Origin of the sequence: Pedobacter endophyticus (assembly GCF_015679185.1) — a bacterium.
GTDB lineage: Bacteria > Bacteroidota > Bacteroidia > Sphingobacteriales > Sphingobacteriaceae > Pedobacter > Pedobacter endophyticus.
In genome coordinates this window covers 3,451,815-3,470,189 of the sequence record NZ_CP064939.1, presented here as the reverse complement: position 1 = coordinate 3,470,189, position 18,375 = coordinate 3,451,815, and the positions used below count along the sequence as shown (strand labels likewise).

Below are 18,375 nucleotides of genomic sequence, written 5' to 3'. Positions count from 1 at the left end.
ATAAAATGGATAAAAGAGATTTAAAGGTCGCCGTTATTGATATGAATAACGGTTCACCCAATCAAGGTATGCGGGGAATTCAGGAAATTTTATTCCGTTTCGAAAAAGAAAACAACATTAATCTATCATTCGATATTTTCGATTTAAGGCAAAATGGTGAAATACCCGGCCTGGAGTACGATGCTTACATTTCGAGCGGTGGCCCGGGCAGCCCAATTGAAAGTGAGGGCGAAAAATGGGAAAACGATTTTTACAACTTGCTCGACCAAATCGAAGCATTTAATGCCGCAAACGAAGAAGAAAAAAAGCATGCTTTCTTAATTTGTCACTCTTTTCAGTTGGCGTGTCGAAAATATAAACTTGGCAAGGTAACCGAAAGGCGCTCCAATGCGTTCGGTATTTTCCCTATCACTTTAACTGAGGACGGCGAAAAAGATGAAATCTTCGATGGAATTACCAATCCTTTCTTCTCTGTAGATAGTAGAGACTGGCAGGTAATTGAGCCTGATCTTGCTGCTTTCGAGGCTAAAGGGGCAAAGCTGTTAGCCATAGAAAAAGAGCGCAAACATGTCAACCTCGAAAGGTGCACCATGTCTATCCGCTTTTCTGAGGAGATTATCGGAACTCAATTTCACCCCGAAGCCGATCCTGTGGGGATGAAAATGTACCTTTTACAAGAAGAAAAAAAGAAAGCTATTGTTGATACGCATGGCGAAGAAAAATATTTCGACATGCTGAGCAGCTTAGATGATCCGGCACGAATTGTCCTCACGCAAAGCATTATCTTACCCAACTTTTTAAATAAAGCGATAGGCAATTTGCAGGAGGCTTAAATGCTTCATCAACCGTTGACTGAAGTCAACGGCAATGAAATGCATTATGCTAATCCATTTATTATCGTCATTGCCAGTACCAAACAGGGTTCGTTTTGAAAAAAATGGCGATAACGCTTTGGATATACTTTAAGCTTGTAAAACACGAACTATGAACGGTCGTCATCCTCAGATGTCAGTTTTGAAAAAACAAAGGAGTTTGGACGACAGGTTTTTCGGCGAATCGTCATTGCCCCAAAGGGGCTACTTTGTAGCGAGGCCGGGTTTGTGCGAGCTGAAGCAATCTGATTTACGAAATGAGATTGCTTCGTGCCTCGCAATGACGATCTTTCTTATTTCTGTCATTGGTAGCTGGCTGGGGATCTATTCAGCATGAAAGATGCTGAATCAGGTTCAGATGACGAAGCAGACTTGGGTGGCGGCCAGGCGAGAATGTTTAATTGATTATATTGCACTTTTAAATAGTCTAGTGATTATAAGCATGTCACAAGGACGTCGCTATAAGGCACGAAGCAATCTTTTCGAAAAGACTGTCGTAGGCATTAGGCAAGAGAAAGAAGTCAGGTTTTAAAAAACCTGACTTCTTCAAAATTATGCTCAGAACCACAGCGTTTACTAACCAAACTAACTATGATACCCGCCCAACGCCAAAAATATAACCAGCAATTTACAACCGAAAAGTATAAAGCCTTCATCAATGAACTGGAAAAAGATTATAAAGAAATTCCTTTTCGGGTTGCTGAAACACCGCTTTTTATTCCAAGGGCTTTAAAGGAGAAACTAATTGCAGCGGGTGAGGAAATTATCGATCTTATTAAGCAACCGAACTTTAAAGAAATTACACAGAAGGCGATCCCTGCTGAATGGAATGTGCCAAATGAGAACGAGCAACCGCATTTTTTAACTTTTGATTTCGGCATTTGTAAAAATCAAGCCGGTGAATTAACACCAATGTTGATCGAAATGCAAGGCTTCCCTTCGCTTTATGGCTTTCAAGTTCACCTCGCCAACACCTTCCGTAAGTGCTTTGATATAAACGATACGACAAGTCATTTTTTAAACGGCTTTGATGAACAAACCTACATTAACTTATTAAAAGAGGTGATTATTGGCAAACACCAACCACATGAAGTTGCCGTAATGGATATTGATGCACCAAATCAGAAAACTGCGATCGATTTTCTGGTTACGCAAAAACAGTTGGGCATTAAAATATTGGCTTTAGGGGACATTAAGAAAGTAGGAAAGCAACTTTTTTACGAAGAAAATGGGCAACAAATCCAACTGAAAAGGATTTACAACCGCTTAATATTTGATGAAGTTGCAGAAAACACAGATGTTTTTAAAAGTAGTTTCGATCCTCGTGAGGAAGTGGATATTGAATGGGTAACGCATCCAAACTGGTTTTATAGAATAAGTAAATATACAATGCCATTTTTGAAAAGTGAGTTTGTGCCCGAAACGCGTTTCTTAAATGAGGTTGAAGAAATCCCAGTAGACTTAGAGAATTATGTGTTGAAACCATTATTTTCATTTGCGGGAATGGGTGTGATTATCGATGTATCAGTAGAAGACATCAGCAACATTCCTGATCCCGAAAATTGGATTTTACAAAGAAAGGTGACCTATGAACCAGCTGTTCAGTCGCCAACCGGAGGCGTTAAGGCAGAAATCAGAATGATGTACCTTTGGCCCGATGGTGGCGAGCCACAACTTTGCATCAACCTTGGCCGCTTAAGCAGGGGCAAAATGATCGGTGTACGTTACAACGCCGACTTCGATTGGGTTGGAGGAACGGTGGGCTTTATGGAGAAGTAAATTAATGCTAAGAAACGAAAGCTGGCGCAAGCGTCCCGCTTGTGCCTGTCCAATTGCTTGCACTTGAGTGCGTAGGCGAATTAATTCTATGCCCATTGCTTTATTAATTTAATACATGTCGTAGCGAGACGCTACCAATGCTATTAAGTTAAGCTTGTCAATTGTCATCCGATAGCTATCAAATCTGAGCATTTCGACTACGCTCAATACAGGCTCAGTCGAAGACCCTTTCTATAGGATAAAACGAAAAATATCTGTCCTTCGACTGAGCCTGTTTGAGCCTTTCGTCTAGAGTTTATCTTGAGCGTAGACGAAAGGTTCAAGATAAATTCCAGTCGAAATGCTCAGGATGACAATATTTTCTCGTTTTATCCTTCTTAACTTAATAGCATTGGAGACGCTACGACAGGGTAAGTCAATTTGGCCTGATTAGTGTAATTTTTTATCCTTCAATAGCAAAGATTTAAAATCGTAAATCTAAAATCGTAAATTTGATTTATGGATACTCAAACCATTTTAGTCTTTTTGCTTTTTGCCATCGCACTCGCGTATGTTGGCCGTTTAGTCTATAAATCTTTACAGGTGAAAAAAGATGGCTGTGGAGGCAACTGTAAATGCGGCGTCGATTTTTCGGATATCAAACCCAAAAGTTAATAATCCGCTTTATGATCGATCAGTTTAAGAACTACCTTAAAGAAAAAATACAAATTACTGATGAGCAGTTCGATAGCATTTCTGCGGGCTTAAAGATCAAAAAATTCGATAAGGGAGAAATTATCCAGTTTACCGGCGATTTAAGCAAACACGGTTTTTTCGTGTGCAAGGGGTTGTTAAGGGCCTATTCTGTTGACCAAAAAGGCAAGGAGCACATTTTGCAATTTGCCCCAGAAAATTGGTTAATCTCCGATCGCAACAACATGAATAATGAAGCATCGATATTTTTTATTGATGCAATTGAGGCTACAGAAGTGGTATTAATGCCCAACGATTTTATGGAGCAGGCCGCAATTCAGGTGCCATGTTTGCAACCTATGCATACCAGATTACTCAACAATTCGATCCGCTTTATGCAAAAAAGGATCAATATGCTGTTGAGCGCTACCGCCGAAGAAAGATACCTCGATTTTATTAAGCTCTATCCTAACCTTACGCTGCGTGTACCCCAATGGATGATTGCGTCTTATCTGGGCATCACACCCGAATCGCTAAGCAGAGTGCGAAAAGAACTCGCCAATAAGCATTTCAAGCCCAATTAAAGGACTCTGTTTTGAATGAATGAATTAGTGAATGCTGGCATGTGAAAAGCAAAGCAATCCAAATTACATGGCGGCTTTAAGTGATGTTGGCTTGATAGTCGGACTTATCTTCTTATCACCCCCTCATCAAATTACTCAGTCAGTCATTTAACATTCTCCCATTCAAACACTCTCGCACTCAATCATTCTCTCATTCAATCATTCCCCATTCAATAATTCGATCCTTAATTAATTAACATACATCAATTCTCAGCCGAAACCCTTGCTGTACTTTTGTGTTGTAAATATTAAACCTTAAAAAAACAAAAGATATGGCAAAGCAAACATGGACATTAGATCCAACCCACAGCGAATTACAGTTTAAAGTAAAACATTTAATGATTACCACCGTAACTGGTAGTTTAAAAGCCTTCTCTGCCGATTTGACTTCTGAAGGTGATGAATTTGAAAATGCTGAAATTAATTTCTCGGGCGATATCGATTCAATCGACACTGGAAACAAGGACCGCGATAACCACTTGAAAAGCGCTGATTTCTTCGATGCAGAAAAATTTGCACACATTGAGTTCAAATCTACTTCGGTTGAGAAAGACGGTGGCGACTATATTGTAAAAGGCAACCTGACCATTAAAGGAGAAACCAATCCAGTAAAATTAACTGCCGAATTTGGCGGTATAGCAACCGATCCGTGGGGAAACACCAAAGCGGGCTTTACGCTAAGCGGAAAAATCAACCGTTCTGATTTTGGCCTTAACTGGAATGCAGCGTTAGAAACTGGCGGCGTTATGGTAAGCGAAGAAGTTCGTTTGCTTGGAGAGTTACAGTTTGTAAAAAGCGTAGAAGCATAGCGCAAAGGGAATTTAAGCATGGAGTAATTACTCCATGCCCTATGCACCATGCCTCATTTTAATTTGAAGGTGATGGATATTAAAACAAAAGAAGTATCGGGCATTTTAAAGGCACCAGCCCCACACATGGTTGGCGACGGCTTTAGGGTGCACAACTTTTTTCCTGGTGGATATAAAATAGATATGAATCCGTTCTTTTTGATGGATTATGGATCTAAAATCGAATTTTCGGCAAGAAAGGAGCCGCGTGGTGTTGGCATTCATCCTCATCGCGGCTTTGAAACGGTAACCATCGCTTATCACGGGGCGGTTGCGCATCACGATAGCTCAGGGAATAGCGGGGTGATTTATCCCGGCGATGTACAATGGATGACAGCGGCCGGTGGTATTTTGCACAAAGAATACCATGAGGAAAATTACAGCTTAACAGGTGGCCCCTTCCAAATGATTCAACTTTGGGTTAACCTTCCTGCTAAAAACAAAATGGGAACGCCCAAATATCAGGCGATTAAGCAAATGGATATGGCGCATTTCGATTTGCCCGAAAACGGAGGAAAAATTGAAATTATTGCCGGCAACTACAATGGTATAGCCGGAAATGCACACACCTTTACGCCCATTCATTTATACAATGCCAGATTGAACAAGGGCGGACGTGCAACATTCAACTTTCCGCCAGGCTTTAATACCGGTTTTATGATTGTTGAAGGCTCAGTAAACATTAACGGCACAGAAAAAGCGGAAGTAAACAGTTTCGTTCACTTTAAAAATGATGGTGAGGAAGTTAAAATTGAAGCTTTGGCCGATAGCGTCGTTTTGATATTGAGCGGCGAGCCGATCAATGAACCGATTGTACAATACGGTCCGTTTTTGATGAATACCGAATCGGAAATTAGACAGGCTATTGACGATTACAATCAGGGCAGGTTCGGTTATTTGGAAGAATAACAGCGATCAAACTAAGCGTCATGTCGACCCTAGCGCTCCATAGGAACTCCTGTGGAGGAGAAATCTATTAAGATGAATGCCAAAGCGCTCTCCATTCCGCTGCAAATGAAAAGTCGTTACGGGTGCACTTCATCGAGATGACGGCCGGACCAAGCGTCATTTCGACCGTAGCAGAGAAATCTGTTAGCTAAGTATTGCTTGCTTTAAGTCGGCGCCAATCGGGTAGAAATATCTCAACCGATGAAAAATCGGTTTTCAACATGAAGCATTTATTAGCCAACGGATGATGCGTTATGCAAAAAGCCTATCCCTTTTCGATCAAACAAACGGCATAAGCAACAACACCCTCTTCTCTACCAACAAACCCCATTGTTTCGTTAGTGGTTGCCTTAATAGAAATGTCATCAACCGAAATATTGATTGCCTCGGCTATGTTTTTCTGCATTTGAGGGATATGCGGATTAATTTTTGGCGCTTCGAGGCAAAGCATGGCATCGATATTTCCAACCTGCCAGCCTTTGTCGGTAAGCAGCTTAACAGTCTCTTTGAGTAAAATGACACTACTGATTCCTCGCCACCGTTCGTCGGTGTTCTTAAAATGAAAACCAATATCTCTCAGGTTTGCCGCCCCCAAAAGCGCATCGCAAATGGCATGAAGCAATACATCAGCATCCGAATGGCCAAAAGCGCCTTTATGATGAGCTAGCGTAACGCCACCCACTACAAACGGATGATTATCTTTCAACTGGTGTACATCGAAGCCAAAGCCAACTTTAATTTTCATGATTGTTTATAATTAACTGTGGAATACATTAGGGACTATTACCTAAAGCTTTTTTTCTCGCCAAAGTTAAACAAAAGGCCGAAACGCAAGGTATTGGCAAGCGGACTTGTTTGTGTATTTGCCAATAAGTAGGAAAAATCTATATTAAAAACATTGTATTTCAAGCCCAGGCCCATGGTAAAATAGCGGCTATCGCCCTTCATTGGGTTCTGATAGTTATACCCTGCCCGAATGGCGAATTGCTGGTTATACCAATATTCAAGTCCGGTAGAAATGCCAACTTCCTTAAGTTCTTCGCTAAAGCCGCCGGGTGCGTCGCTAAATGACCCAAAAATACCCGCCGGAACGGAGCGATTTGGATCTTTTCCGCTCACAATCTGGTTGTTCGAATCGTAAATAGGCTGTGTAGGAACCAAGAGCTTGTTAAAATCGAGCGCAATAGTTAATGTGCTGAGTTCATCTACCGAAATGGTAGAAGCGCCACCAACCTTAAGATTTGTGGGCAAAAAGAAATTTTGGCCGCCATCGGCATAATTCATTTTGGTCCCGATATTCGAAATATTTGCTCCCGCAGAAATAATCGCTTCTTTACCAAACAGGTTGGTATTGGCTTTGTAGAGGCCAGATACATCTACAGCCACGGCGTTGCCTCCACGGATTTCTCCGGATGAGCCAAATTGCCCGGTTGCCAGGTTGGAGTAGATATAGCGCAAGGATGATCCTAACGAAAAGTTCTCTCCGAAATTTCGGGCAAAAGATACGTCGAAGGCAAATTCGTTCGGATTGGCAATGCCTAAATCCTGTTGATTAGCATCTGTTAATTGAATTGAACCTAAAGAAAAATAGCGGAGGGATGCACCAATTACGTTTCGCTCATCAAGCTTGTAAAACCCACTTAAAAAGGCCAGGTTTATATCAGGCACGAGGCTTTTTAACCAGGGACTGTAAGAAATTGAGAAGCCGTAGGGTTTATCAAGAAAGGCCAACTTTGAGGCGTTAATACTCGCCGAATTTACATCTCCGGCTACTGCCACTCCGGCATCGCCCATTGCTCCCGAACGTGCATCGGGCGTAATTAATAAAAAGGGAACCGCCGTTACAATATTATTAGCCTCGCTTCCGTTTGTTTGAGTACTGCCTATGGTGGCCTGGGCGTTTGTTTTACCAACTGCCAAAGTCAAAGAAAGTGCAGAGAAAGCAAGTTTACTGATGTACTTGAGATTCATCCTATAAAGGTCGTAATTTAAGATCTTCGGAAACAGTTATTAGTGGCGAATATCCTGTTAACGTAAATCCAAAAAATATATTTCACCAAAGTACGAATAATGTAATTACTTGCTAATTAAACCTACGTTTTTTTACATATTGGTGTATCAGAAAGCGAACAAAACTGGTACTACACTAACAAAAGGCATATTTACATGGCGTGTTAAGACAAGTTGAAAGCCCATAAAATTCGATCTGAAGAGGTTTTAGGCTTACAATTGTTTCAATTTGCCTCGGCCTTTGAGCTCGTGGTTGGGTTTGCTGATATCAGTGAAGGGGGGGCTGATCAGTTATGCTCACGAATTAGGATTGGCTCCATTCGTCTCCAGCTTACGCGATCAATCAACAGCTCTAACACTGTCTAAACTTGAAGCAACTATTTTTGATTACAACTACATGTATCTATCATATGCGTTGATATACCAGACAGATATTTTGTTTACAGCGCTTATTACTAATTGCTTAACTTAAAAGCGACCCAAAATTTAGAAAGACACAATACGATGTAAAATAATACGTTATGGGTTAAAATATATTCCGTATTTTATTGTCACAATATTTATATATTCATTTAAAATTGTTTAATTTTATCGATTGAATCGCCATTGTGCGATAATCGTCCTAGTAATATGAAAAAACTTATACTATATTCTTTAACATGTCTGTCGTTGGCAGTGTTGATTACTGGTTGTAGCTCTTCTAAAGGCAGAAACAGTTCGAGCAAGACAGGCATTCCGTATGCAGACAGAAAGAGTAGAAGCAACCAATCTGGCGCTTTTGCTGTTGCCACTCAATATAAACGAGCTCCGGGCCCCGGCCTTATTCCAATTGAAGGTGGTGTTTTAGTTGTTGGCGGTAGTGCTATCGAAGTTCCGGGTGTTGAGCCGAACATTTACAACTACAGAAGACAGGTTACCGTTCCTTCATTCTATATGGATGAAACCGAGGTATCGAACACGGATTGGCTCGAATACCTGCATTGGATCAGATACAACTTCCCTGAAGATCAGGAATTTTATTACAATGAACTTCCTGATACGTTGGTTTGGCGTAGTGCACTATCTTACAACGAGCCTTACGTAAACAACTATTTGCGCCACCCGGCTTATCGCGATTATCCTGTTGTGGGTGTATCGTGGGAGCAGGCATCACGCTACTGCGAATGGAGAACCTCCAGAGCAAACGAGTTTATTTTACGCGAAAAAGGTATACTAACTGATTACAGAACGCTTGCTGGCAACAGCAACGGCAGAAACAATAATGCCACTGCGGCTGCAGCACCGAGACCTGATAATCCGTTTAATACTGATGCTTACCTAAATGGCCAGTATAATGATGTGGGTAAAAATGCGCCTATCGACTACAATACAAGAGGTGGTGCAGCTACTACTACCGCTGGTGCAGCCGTTGCCGGAAATGGCAGAAATAGTCAGATCAGGAGAACAGCTACCTTGGAGGATGGTGTGATTATGCAGCCTTATCGCCTGCCAACTGAAGCCGAGTGGGAATATGCTGCTCTGGGATTGATTGGCAATACTGAATATGAAAACATTAATCAAAATAAAATTTACCCCTGGAATGGGTTAGGCGTAAGTTCTGCCAAGAAGAAAACAAGGGGGCTAATTCAGGCCAACTTTAAACGGGCGCCCGGAGATTATATGGGTGTGGGCGGTTCATTAAACGATAAAGGAGATTTGACCGTTCCGGTAATCCAGTATGCACCAAACGATTTTGGCTTATACAATATGGCTGGGAACGTGAACGAATGGGTTAACGACGTTTACAGAACGGGTACTTTTACCGATGCGGATGCATTTAATCCTTATCGCGGCAACTATTTTACCAATAAAAAACTGGAAGATGCACAGAGTGGCAAGATTGCTTTAGATAAATACGGCAACCCCATTAAAGTTGCCGCACACTCGGGCCGCAAGCAAACCTGGGCTGAGAAACAGGCGCATGCGAAAATGATGGATTCGATCTCGAGATCTACCGATCCGCAAAACCCGGTTGCTTCTACTACTTATCAGGCTGACCAAAGGGGTTATCGCGATAGACAAAATACGATCTTGAACGAAGAAGGGGTGACGTTGGTAAACGATAAATCGAGAGTGTATAAAGGTGGTTCATGGAACGATATGGCCTACTGGTTGAATCCTGCAACAAGACGCTTTATGCAACAAGACGAATCATCGGCCGAGGTGGGTTTCCGTTGTGCGATGACAATGCTTGGCGCTCCGGAGATTAGCACTGCAGGCAAAAGGAGTTTCAACACCCCCCCTGCAAAGCCGTACAGAGTTGGAAAAGGAAAATAAGGACAAATAGAAAACATTTAATATGAAAAGTCAAGCTTTAAAAGCTTGACTTTTTTTTTGACTATTTGAACTGGATCAATATCTGGTTCTTTTCTACTTTGTCTCCTTGGGCAATGAATACTTTTTTTACAATTCCATCTGCGGGCGATTTCAGGATGTTTTCCATTTTCATAGCTTCCAATACCAACAGGTTTTCTCCCTTTTTCACTTCCTCATTTTCTGCAACGGCCACACTCAATACGAGGCCAGGCATTGGTGCCTTGATCTCCGAAACCTTACTGCTGGCCAGATTATCTAAGCCCAACTGCTTTAATAGCTGATCGAATTGATCTTCGACAGTTAAATGATACAGGTTTCCATTCACTTTCAGCTTAACGGTTTTTTCATTGGTATTCAGCTCTGCAATTTCTACGTTGAACGATTTGTTGTTATACAAAACATGGGTTTCAACGTCGTTTATTTTTGCAAAATCGAGGGTAAGCGCAGAACCATTCACCAACAACTCTTTGCCTTTGGTCTCAATTTCGTATTGATAAGCATCGTTAACTTTTACTTTATACATATCATTGTGTTAATGCATACTGAACCAGATTTGCCCCCATTTTAAGGGCTTTCGTCCTTGTTTCCTGACTATCGCCAGGATAGGTGCCCAAATCCTCCCATCCGTTGCCTAAATCGCACTCATAAGTGTAATAACAAACAATTCTTCCTTTGTAAATTAAGGCAAAGCCTTGCGGCCGTTTGTTATCGTGCTCGTGAATTTTCGGTAAGCCATTTGGAAACTTAAATTTTTGATTATAAATAGCGTGATTTGCTGGTAATTCAACAAAGTTCAACTCAGGGAATACTTTCTTCATTTGCGGCCTGATAAATTTATCGAGGCCATAATTATCGTCTATATGGATAAAGCCGCCAGCGGTGAGGTACAAACGCAGGTTTTTTGCCTCCTGATCGCTAAACACCACATTGCCGTGCCCTGTCATGTAAACAAATGGGTAATTAAAAATCTCTTTTGAGCCAACCTCAACAATACTTTCTTCAGGGTAGAAATTGGTTTTCAGATTGGCGTTACAGTAAGCGATCAGGTTGGGCAATGCGGTTCTATCGGAATACCAATCGCCACCGCCGTTATATTTCAGCTTGGCAATGCGGTAGGTGGGCGGAAAAGAGCTAAAAGCAGAAAGCACAAAGCTGAAAGCCAAAAGACCAAAGCTTGAAGCAAGGAGCAGCAGAAAGCGAAAAGACCAAAGCTTAAAGTTTAAAGCTGGGGTGCGTAAACTTGACTGAGAATTAAAAACTGAAAACTTCAAGCTGACTTAACGGTTAAGGTAATTTATTTCAAAACAAACAGCGAGTGCCGCAGTTTCGGTGCGCAACCTGTTTTCACCTAAAGTTAAGGGTTTAAAGCCTTTATTCAAAGCCAAATCTACTTCATCGGAAGTAAAATCGCCTTCAGGACCTATTAGTATCAAATATTTTTGATGGGGCTGCACTAACTCAGAGATGTACCTTTTTTCACCCTGATTTATGCAGTGTGCTATTAGTTTTTCTCCTTCGAAGGGAAGTTTTAGGAATGCATCGTAGGAAACAGCTTCGTTAAGTTTGGGATGATAGGCCTTGATTGATTGCTTTACGGCCGATGTAATCACCTTATTTAGCCTATCTTCTTTAACAACTTTTCGCTCTGATCGGTCAGAAATGATCGGTGTAATTTCGTCGATGCCCAATTCTGTAGCTTTCTCCACGAACCATTCAATTCTATCGATATTTTTGGTTGGCGCAACGGCAATATGCAAATAATGGTTCCGCTTATTAAACTCTCGTTCAACATTTAAAACCGAAAGTCCAACTTTTTTGGGATTATCCGAAACGATCTCTGCGGTATAAAAGCCGCCACGGCCATCAACAAGGTTCACCACTGTACCAACAGGCAATCTTAAAACCCGTATACAATGTTTACTTTCTTCCTCATTCAGGGTGTAAGTATCTCCGGCAATATCTGGGGTGTAAAAAATGTGCATAATTGAACGGGATTTACAGAATTAGCCGGCAATGAGCAATGAATAAATCACCAAGTAACAATAATCAATTATCAAAAATAACTACTTGCCTAAAAAAGCATAACCATTTTAAAAAATCGCTTTTTTGCCGATATGCTGTTCTCTTGTTCGAATTTGATCTTGGTACTTTACTTTAGTGATTATCTACCTGCGCTTCTTTCGGAATTACGAGTTCTAATTTGATCGTCTCTATGTTTTGCTCTGTTTTCTTTAAAATGGTGAACAAATAACCATAAGACTCGTTGCTTTCACCTACCTCGGGAATGCGCCCGAAGACATGCGAAACCAAACCGCCCACAGTATCAAAATCCTCATCCTCCGGTAAATCGTGCGGTAAATGCTCATTAACATCATACACCGTAGCAAACGCATTTACGATAAATTCGTTGTCTGAAACCTTTTCTACCAACGGCTTTTCTTCATCGTATTCGTCCTGTATTTCACCAACCAGTTCTTCAACAATATCTTCTAAGGTTACCATCCCTGCGGTTCCACCAAACTCATCTAAAACGATGGCAATTTGAATGCGATTGCTTTGCAATTCACTCATCAAATCGTTAATTTTCTTGGTTTCCGTTACGAAGTATGGTTTTCGGATAATGTCGTTCAACGTCCAGTGATCGTTACCCGAAGCTACCAGCGGCAAAATATCTTTGGCGTGGATGATGCCGACAATTTTATCCATCACTTCATGGTAAACGGGCAAACGGGAATAGCCTTCTGCAATGATTTTATCAATAACTCCTTCTTTTGAAGATGTTAACTCAACACCCGAGATCTTGGTTCGTGGAACCATGATGTTCTTTACTACACGCTCGTTAAAATCGAAAACGTTTTTAATCAGTTCGTGCTCGTTATTATCGATGGCGCCGCTTTCCTTACCCTGATCGAGCAGGTATTGCAGTTCCTCGGTACTGTGAATGGAATCGTGCCCGCCAGAAGTGTTAATTCCAAATGGCTTTAATATTATCGCGGCCAAACTATTCAATAGCCAAATAGCAGGGCGCAGAACAACATAAAACACCTGTAATGGAATAGCTACAAACATGGTTGTTGCTACGGGTCGCTGAATAGCGAAAGACTTTGGAGCAAGCTCACCAAACACAATGTGCATAATAGTGATTAGCGAAAATGCAACAATAGTTGAAGCCGTGTGAATGGATGCATCGCTTAAGCCCCAATGCAGACTATCGAAAAGATTTTTGAAGATGGTATGCATAACGCCTTCACCCACCCAACCTAAGCCCAGTGATGCGAGCGTTATGCCTAATTGTGTTGCGGCTAAATAACCATCCAAATCATGAATGATAGTTTTGGCCATCTTGCCAACACGACTTCCTGTTTTAGCTTTAATTTCGATTTGCGATGCCCGAACCTTAACAATTGCAAATTCTGCCGCAACAAAAAATCCGTTTAACAATACTAAAAACAACGCGAAGAACAATCGCCAGCCTACATTACCGGTATCTGGATCTTCTAGAGCGACCAAAACCAGATTTTTCGGCAGAATTGAAGTTAGTTCAAAATTTAAAAATAAACAGTCCGTGGGTAAGTCCATTAAACCAATTCTCTAAATGTCGTATTGTAAAGTTCTATGCTTTCCTTAATTACCTTGTGCGCATAGCGAACACCCAATAAATGTTCGATTGTTACATTTTTATCTTCTAATGCCTTATAATCCTGAAAGAAACGAACAATTTCTTTCATTTGATGCGGTGGCAATTCTTCTAAATCGTTGATATAATTTACCGACATATCGTGCGCAGCTACAGCGATAATTTTATCGTCCTGTTCGCCGTTATCAACCATGTGCATTACGCCAACTACCTTCGCCTCGATCAATGTCATTGGATAAACATCTACCGAACAAAGCACTAAAATATCTAATGGATCTTTATCATCGCAATAGGTTTGCGGAATGAACCCGTAATTTGCCGGATACATCACAGATGAAAACAGGACCCTATCTAACTTGATTAATCCTGATTCTTTGTCTATTTCATATTTGGCTTTTGAGCCTTTTGGGATTTCAATAATTGCGTTTACAATTTCTGGAACGTTTTTACCAGGAGATACGCTATGCCATGCGTGAGTTTCGTCTTTTGCCATTTTTAATTTAAATCTGTCTTTTCCTCTTCGGGACTTTTCACTTTACTTTTTACAAAGGTAATCAATAATGGGATAGTTGTGATAAGTATAAAGCCAATAATAATATATAATAGATAATCGTTAATCTGCTGCTCGAATCTTTTGCCCAAAAAATACCCCAATAATGTTAAGGAACAGATCCACAGCACCCCTCCAACAACATTATAAAACGCAAATCGTTTGAAATCCAGTTTAACTACCCCAGCGAAGATTGGTGCAAAAGTTCTCACGATTGGAACAAATCTGCCCATAATTAACGCAAATGCACCTTGTTTGTTATAATATTCTTCGGCGGCTTTAAGGTACTTCTTTTTAAAGAAAAAACTGTCTTTACGGGTGTACAATAAGGGCCCTGTTCTGCGCCCAAACCAATAACCCGTAAAATTGCCCGATATAGCTGCAACGCACAGGCCAGCCAAAAGCACAGCTATGTTTACATCAAGCTTGCCTGTGGCAACAAACATGCCGGCCAAAAACAGTAAATAATCGCCTGGAAGAAAGAAGCCAAAGAAAAGGCCTGTTTCTGCATAGATAACGAATACAACGAGATAAAATCCGCCCTCCCTCAATAGTTTCTCGGGATCAATCAGCTGGTGCAGGTTACTCCAAAAATCGTGCATATTCAATTATTCGTAAAACTACAAATAATTATCAAACAACAAAGGTGTGTATAATTATAAATCATTATGGGTCAAGATACGTTTTTTAGACCGAATTAAATTGTTGTTTCCATAAATTATTGTAATGTCCATTAGTTGAAATCATCTCTTGATGGTGCCCTTCTTCTATTACTTTTCCTTTATCTAATACGATGATTTTATCTGCGTTTTTTATAGTGGTTAAGCGATGGGCTATAATGATGATAGTTTTCTGTTGTTTTTTCAGTAGCTCAATAGTACGCTGAACATATTGTTCAGATGCTGAGTCGAGCGACGAGGTTGCTTCATCCAAAACCAGAATCTCCGGGTTTCGGTACAATGCCCGGGCAATGGCAATACGTTGCTTTTGTCCACCTGATAATGTTGCGCCATTCTCTCCCAGGTACGTCTGAAAACCCTCGGGCAGTGCTTCTATAAAGTTTGTAATTCCCAGTTGGGTGCAGATGTCGATAATCCTTTGCATATCTGGCTCATAATCGCCCACGGCAATATTATCTATTACATTACCTGCAAACAGATCAATTTGCTGCGGCACAATACTTAGCAAATTTCTTAGTGACGAATTGTTCAAATATTTAATGGCGTATTTACCGATAAATATATTTCCCTTTTGAATTGGATAAATATTCTGTAACAGCGCCATTAAGGTAGATTTTCCGGATCCGCTTTCACCAACAATTGCCGTGAATGTGCCCGCCTTAATGTTCAGATTCAAATTTTCGAAAACGGTTACCCTTGTACCATATCTAAACGCCACATTTTCAAAACGTATATCTCCAATCAACTCTTTAGTGAGAGCAACGTTGGAAGCATCATTTTCTATTTCCAGATCCATTATTTCGAATAACCTGTCGGCGGCAATAACTGCATCTTGTATTACTTTGTTTGCGCCAATTAACGAGGCCGCTGGCCCTGTGAAATAGCCAATAAGCGTATAAAATGAGAATAATTCACCAGGCGTAATCTCATTATCTAAAACGTAACCCGCTCCCACCCACAGTAAGAGAATGGTTAACAGATGTGACACTACTTCGGAAGATGTACCCGAAAAAACACTATTGATGCCCGATTTGTACACTGTTCTGAGCAGCTGAATAAACCTTGCTTCGGTTTTGGTATTGGTAAATTCTTCCAGCCCGAAGCGCTTAATTGTACCTACAGCATTTAAACTTTCTACCAACTGACTTTCTAACTCGGCAGAATCCTCCATCAACATGCGCTGGATTTTTTTATTCAGTCTATTGGTAATGAAATAAATTAAGAGATATACCGGAATTACTGTGAGCATTAGCAAGGCCAGTTTCCAATAATAAGTAAACATGAGGCCGAAAGATAAAAACACGATAAATACGTTTACAACCAAACCGATGGAAACATCGTTTATAAAAGCTCTAATTTTTACAGCATCGTTTACTCTTGAGATGATCTCCCCAACCCGCATGGTATCAAAAAACTGCTGTGGCAATTTTAGCAAATGCTTGTAGTAACCTAAAATTAAGCGGGCGTCAATCTGTTGCCCTGTGCGCATGGTAAATATCGTTTTCGCAGTACCAATAAACAGCTGGAGCAGCACAATGCCAATCATCATTACGCTCATTAAATTGAGTAAATTTCTGTTACCATCTACCAATACATAATCGGTAATTTTCTGAACAAAAATAGAAGTAGAAAGCCCTAAAATGGTATAAATTAAGGCACCAAAAAGCGCTTGGATTACAATGCTTTTATGCGGTTGTATAAGCTGCCAAAAGCGAAAGCTATTGGCCACTTTTTCGTTTCCCTGGGTAAAGCTTTCACTGGGCAAAAGCAATACCAAAACACCAGTCCATTCTTCTGTAAACTCGGCTACGGTTTTTTGGTGCGTTTTACCATCGCCAGGATCCATCACCTCAATATATTTGTCGGTAACCTTATAAATTACAACATAGTGTTGCAATTGTTTTTTTACTACAATATGTGCAATGGCGGGCAACGGTATTTTATTTAAACTATCTAAGCCGCCACGAACTCCTTTGGCTTCGAAACCAAGTTTTGTGGCTGCTTCTATCAATCCCAATACATTTGTTCCTTTTTTATCGGTACCCGCAAATTGCCTGATGCGTGCAACAGGAAGCTTCAATTTATAATGGGCCGAGACCGATGCCAGGCATGCGGCACCACAATCGGTAATATCGCGTTGTTTTATAAGAGACATGGAGTGTTAAACATGAGATTTTAGATGTGAGATATCAGGTATGGACTACCAGCGGCTTAGACTCCGTTTGGGTTTAACCAATCATCAACATTATCGTATAGCAGTTGGTAAAAACTGCGTTTTGTAACCGTGAAACGAGCGGTAAAAGTCATCCCTTTTTTTACGTGCCCTTTGTAGCCATTTTTTAATTGTAGGTAATCCTGATCAAGCTTACATTTTACTTTAAAATAAGGCGTTTGGTTTTCGATGATGATATCATTGGCTATATCTAAAACAATGCCGCTCAATAAACCCCATTGATTGTAGTTGAAGGCGTCGATTTGAAATCGAACTTGTTGCCCTTTTTTAATTAAGCCAATATCGGCTGGTTTAACGTAGCAAAAAGCCAGCAGCAAACTATCAGGTGAAATTTCGCCCAATTTTTGATTGGCATACACAAAGGAGCCATTTTGTATGCCAGTTAAATTCTGTAACGAGCCATTTATAGGAGCTTTCAAAATATATTGTTTTACTTGATCGTTAATTTGAATATTTTGATTTTTTAAATCACGCAGCTCATTGCGGTATTGGTTGGCCTCTGTTTGCCATTGTGTTTTATATTTTTTTGTTACCATTTCATAATCTGAAAGGGCTTGTTTATAGTTAAAATGGTATTGCTCGAACTCTGCTTGTGTAACCACCTTTTTGTCGATTAAGGTTTTATAGCGTTGGTAAACTTTAAAAGCCTGTTCTTTTGCATTGGCTGCATTTTGTAAAGCCTCGGTATATTGTTGCCAGGCGGCCAGATACAAAGGGGTTTGCAAATTAGGGTTGTTCTTAAACTTCAAAAGCGTTAAGGCATCGTTTAGTTGTTGTTGTAATTGGCTTTGGTGGTTACCAATTAAGTTTTTTTGCTGATTCGCCAAGCTAGCGTCAATGGTTAGTAGTTGAGTTCCTTTCGTTACCTGTCGGTTATCAATCAGGTTAACCTCAGTGATCCTGCCGCTTGCCGGAGCCAAAAGTTCGGCTTTTTCGATGTTGCTTTGTATAGCGCCCGAACCTGTAACGCTAATTGCAGTGTATAAAAAAGGTAGCGCTGCTAAAGCAGCGAATATTGCAACAACCACAGTGACATAAATGATCTGGCTGCGAACGCGGGTTTGATGGAGGAAAATGAGGGATGTATTGTTGAATTCTGTTTCTGATATGATTGACATAGATTACATTACGATAAAAACATCGTGGAATGTTCTTTTCTGATACCAGT

17 protein-coding genes are annotated in these 18,375 nt (G+C 40.7%); 7 read left to right on the top strand and 10 right to left on the bottom strand.

Annotated features, from left to right (window positions below):
* The first annotated feature begins 5 nt into the window (after nt 1-5).
* From IZT61_RS14075 to IZT61_RS14050, 6 genes are all read left to right on the top strand, one after another.
* Nucleotides 6-833 (top strand): type 1 glutamine amidotransferase, encoded by an 828-nt coding sequence (locus IZT61_RS14075; protein WP_196097542.1) that lies wholly within the window; start codon nt 6-8, stop codon nt 831-833.
* A gap of 630 nt (nt 834-1,463) precedes the next feature.
* Entirely contained in the window at nt 1,464-2,651 is a 1,188-nt protein-coding gene (locus IZT61_RS14070) for a hypothetical protein (RefSeq protein ID WP_196097541.1), read from the top strand.
* A gap of 498 nt (nt 2,652-3,149) precedes the next feature.
* Nucleotides 3,150-3,305, top strand: coding sequence for a FeoB-associated Cys-rich membrane protein (locus IZT61_RS14065; RefSeq protein ID WP_196097539.1), 156 nt, complete (start codon nt 3,150-3,152; stop codon nt 3,303-3,305).
* A gap of 11 nt (nt 3,306-3,316) precedes the next feature.
* Entirely contained in the window at nt 3,317-3,907 is a 591-nt protein-coding gene (locus tag IZT61_RS14060) for a Crp/Fnr family transcriptional regulator (protein ID WP_196097537.1), read from the top strand.
* Between the two features lie 311 nt (nt 3,908-4,218).
* The gene (locus tag IZT61_RS14055) at nt 4,219-4,755 is read left to right on the top strand and encodes a YceI family protein (protein ID WP_196097535.1); all 537 of its coding nucleotides are present in this window, start codon (nt 4,219-4,221) and stop codon (nt 4,753-4,755) included.
* Nucleotides 4,756-4,827: 72 nt separating this feature from the next.
* Nucleotides 4,828-5,703: a pirin family protein gene (locus IZT61_RS14050; protein WP_196097533.1), complete on the top strand. Its 876-nt coding sequence runs from the start codon at nt 4,828-4,830 to the stop codon at nt 5,701-5,703.
* Nucleotides 5,704-6,007: 304 nt separating this feature from the next.
* Here IZT61_RS14050 and ispF read toward each other — a convergent pair whose 3' ends face one another.
* The gene (ispF, locus tag IZT61_RS14045) at nt 6,008-6,487 is read right to left on the bottom strand and encodes a 2-C-methyl-D-erythritol 2,4-cyclodiphosphate synthase (protein WP_196097531.1); all 480 of its coding nucleotides are present in this window, start codon (nt 6,485-6,487) and stop codon (nt 6,008-6,010) included.
* Between the two features lie 38 nt (nt 6,488-6,525).
* On the bottom strand, nt 6,526-7,713 hold the full coding sequence (gene porV, locus IZT61_RS14040; RefSeq protein WP_196097530.1) for a type IX secretion system outer membrane channel protein PorV: 1,188 nt from the start codon (nt 7,711-7,713) through the stop codon (nt 6,526-6,528).
* A gap of 669 nt (nt 7,714-8,382) precedes the next feature.
* Here porV and IZT61_RS14035 point away from each other — a divergent pair.
* Nucleotides 8,383-10,068, top strand: a complete 1,686-nt coding sequence (locus tag IZT61_RS14035; RefSeq protein ID WP_196097528.1) for an SUMF1/EgtB/PvdO family nonheme iron enzyme — start codon at nt 8,383-8,385, stop codon at nt 10,066-10,068.
* 61 nt (nt 10,069-10,129) lie between these two features.
* On the opposite strand, the gene IZT61_RS14030 is transcribed toward IZT61_RS14035, so the two are convergent.
* From IZT61_RS14030 to IZT61_RS13995, 8 genes are all read right to left on the bottom strand, one after another.
* Nucleotides 10,130-10,630, bottom strand: coding sequence for an acetyl-CoA carboxylase biotin carboxyl carrier protein subunit (locus tag IZT61_RS14030; protein WP_196097520.1), 501 nt, complete (start codon nt 10,628-10,630; stop codon nt 10,130-10,132).
* Nucleotide 10,631: 1 nt separating this feature from the next.
* Nucleotides 10,632-11,270: a DUF4159 domain-containing protein gene (locus IZT61_RS14025; RefSeq protein ID WP_230383706.1), complete on the bottom strand. Its 639-nt coding sequence runs from the start codon at nt 11,268-11,270 to the stop codon at nt 10,632-10,634.
* A gap of 114 nt (nt 11,271-11,384) precedes the next feature.
* Entirely contained in the window at nt 11,385-12,089 is a 705-nt protein-coding gene (locus IZT61_RS14020; protein ID WP_196097518.1) for a 16S rRNA (uracil(1498)-N(3))-methyltransferase, read from the bottom strand.
* Nucleotides 12,090-12,261: 172 nt separating this feature from the next.
* Nucleotides 12,262-13,686 (bottom strand): hemolysin family protein, encoded by a 1,425-nt coding sequence (locus IZT61_RS14015; protein WP_230383704.1) that lies wholly within the window; start codon nt 13,684-13,686, stop codon nt 12,262-12,264.
* The gene (locus IZT61_RS14010) at nt 13,686-14,237 is read right to left on the bottom strand and encodes an inorganic diphosphatase (RefSeq protein WP_196097517.1); all 552 of its coding nucleotides are present in this window, start codon (nt 14,235-14,237) and stop codon (nt 13,686-13,688) included. The genes IZT61_RS14015 and IZT61_RS14010 overlap by 1 nt, the downstream gene beginning before the upstream one ends.
* Nucleotides 14,238-14,239: 2 nt before the next feature.
* Nucleotides 14,240-14,896, bottom strand: coding sequence for a DedA family protein (locus IZT61_RS14005; RefSeq protein ID WP_196097515.1), 657 nt, complete (start codon nt 14,894-14,896; stop codon nt 14,240-14,242).
* Between the two features lie 85 nt (nt 14,897-14,981).
* The gene (locus tag IZT61_RS14000) at nt 14,982-17,129 is read right to left on the bottom strand and encodes a peptidase domain-containing ABC transporter (protein WP_196097513.1); all 2,148 of its coding nucleotides are present in this window, start codon (nt 17,127-17,129) and stop codon (nt 14,982-14,984) included.
* Between the two features lie 56 nt (nt 17,130-17,185).
* A complete protein-coding gene (locus tag IZT61_RS13995; RefSeq protein ID WP_196097512.1) occupies nt 17,186-18,325 on the bottom strand; it encodes an HlyD family secretion protein in 1,140 nt (379 codons plus the stop codon).
* Nucleotides 18,326-18,375 lie beyond the last annotated feature (50 nt).

Bases quoted from the DNA above. Each gene is read 5' to 3' on its own strand.
- IZT61_RS14075 (WP_196097542.1), top strand. From the start codon at position 6: ATGGATAAAAGAGATTTAAAGGTCGCCGTTATTGATATGAATAACGGT.
- IZT61_RS14070 (WP_196097541.1), top strand. From the start codon at position 1,464: ATGATACCCGCCCAACGCCAAAAATATAACCAGCAATTTACAACCGAA.
- IZT61_RS14065 (WP_196097539.1), top strand. From the start codon at position 3,150: ATGGATACTCAAACCATTTTAGTCTTTTTGCTTTTTGCCATCGCACTC.
- IZT61_RS14060 (WP_196097537.1), top strand. From the start codon at position 3,317: ATGATCGATCAGTTTAAGAACTACCTTAAAGAAAAAATACAAATTACT.
- IZT61_RS14055 (WP_196097535.1), top strand. From the start codon at position 4,219: ATGGCAAAGCAAACATGGACATTAGATCCAACCCACAGCGAATTACAG.
- IZT61_RS14050 (WP_196097533.1), top strand. From the start codon at position 4,828: ATGGATATTAAAACAAAAGAAGTATCGGGCATTTTAAAGGCACCAGCC.
- ispF (WP_196097531.1), bottom strand. From the start codon at position 6,487: ATGAAAATTAAAGTTGGCTTTGGCTTCGATGTACACCAGTTGAAAGAT.
- porV (WP_196097530.1), bottom strand. From the start codon at position 7,713: ATGAATCTCAAGTACATCAGTAAACTTGCTTTCTCTGCACTTTCTTTG.
- IZT61_RS14035 (WP_196097528.1), top strand. From the start codon at position 8,383: ATGAAAAAACTTATACTATATTCTTTAACATGTCTGTCGTTGGCAGTG.
- IZT61_RS14030 (WP_196097520.1), bottom strand. From the start codon at position 10,630: ATGTATAAAGTAAAAGTTAACGATGCTTATCAATACGAAATTGAGACC.
- IZT61_RS14020 (WP_196097518.1), bottom strand. From the start codon at position 12,089: ATGCACATTTTTTACACCCCAGATATTGCCGGAGATACTTACACCCTG.
- IZT61_RS14015 (WP_230383704.1), bottom strand. From the start codon at position 13,686: ATGGACTTACCCACGGACTGTTTATTTTTAAATTTTGAACTAACTTCA.
- IZT61_RS14010 (WP_196097517.1), bottom strand. From the start codon at position 14,237: ATGGCAAAAGACGAAACTCACGCATGGCATAGCGTATCTCCTGGTAAA.
- IZT61_RS14005 (WP_196097515.1), bottom strand. From the start codon at position 14,896: ATGCACGATTTTTGGAGTAACCTGCACCAGCTGATTGATCCCGAGAAA.
- IZT61_RS14000 (WP_196097513.1), bottom strand. From the start codon at position 17,129: ATGTCTCTTATAAAACAACGCGATATTACCGATTGTGGTGCCGCATGC.
- IZT61_RS13995 (WP_196097512.1), bottom strand. From the start codon at position 18,325: ATGTCAATCATATCAGAAACAGAATTCAACAATACATCCCTCATTTTC.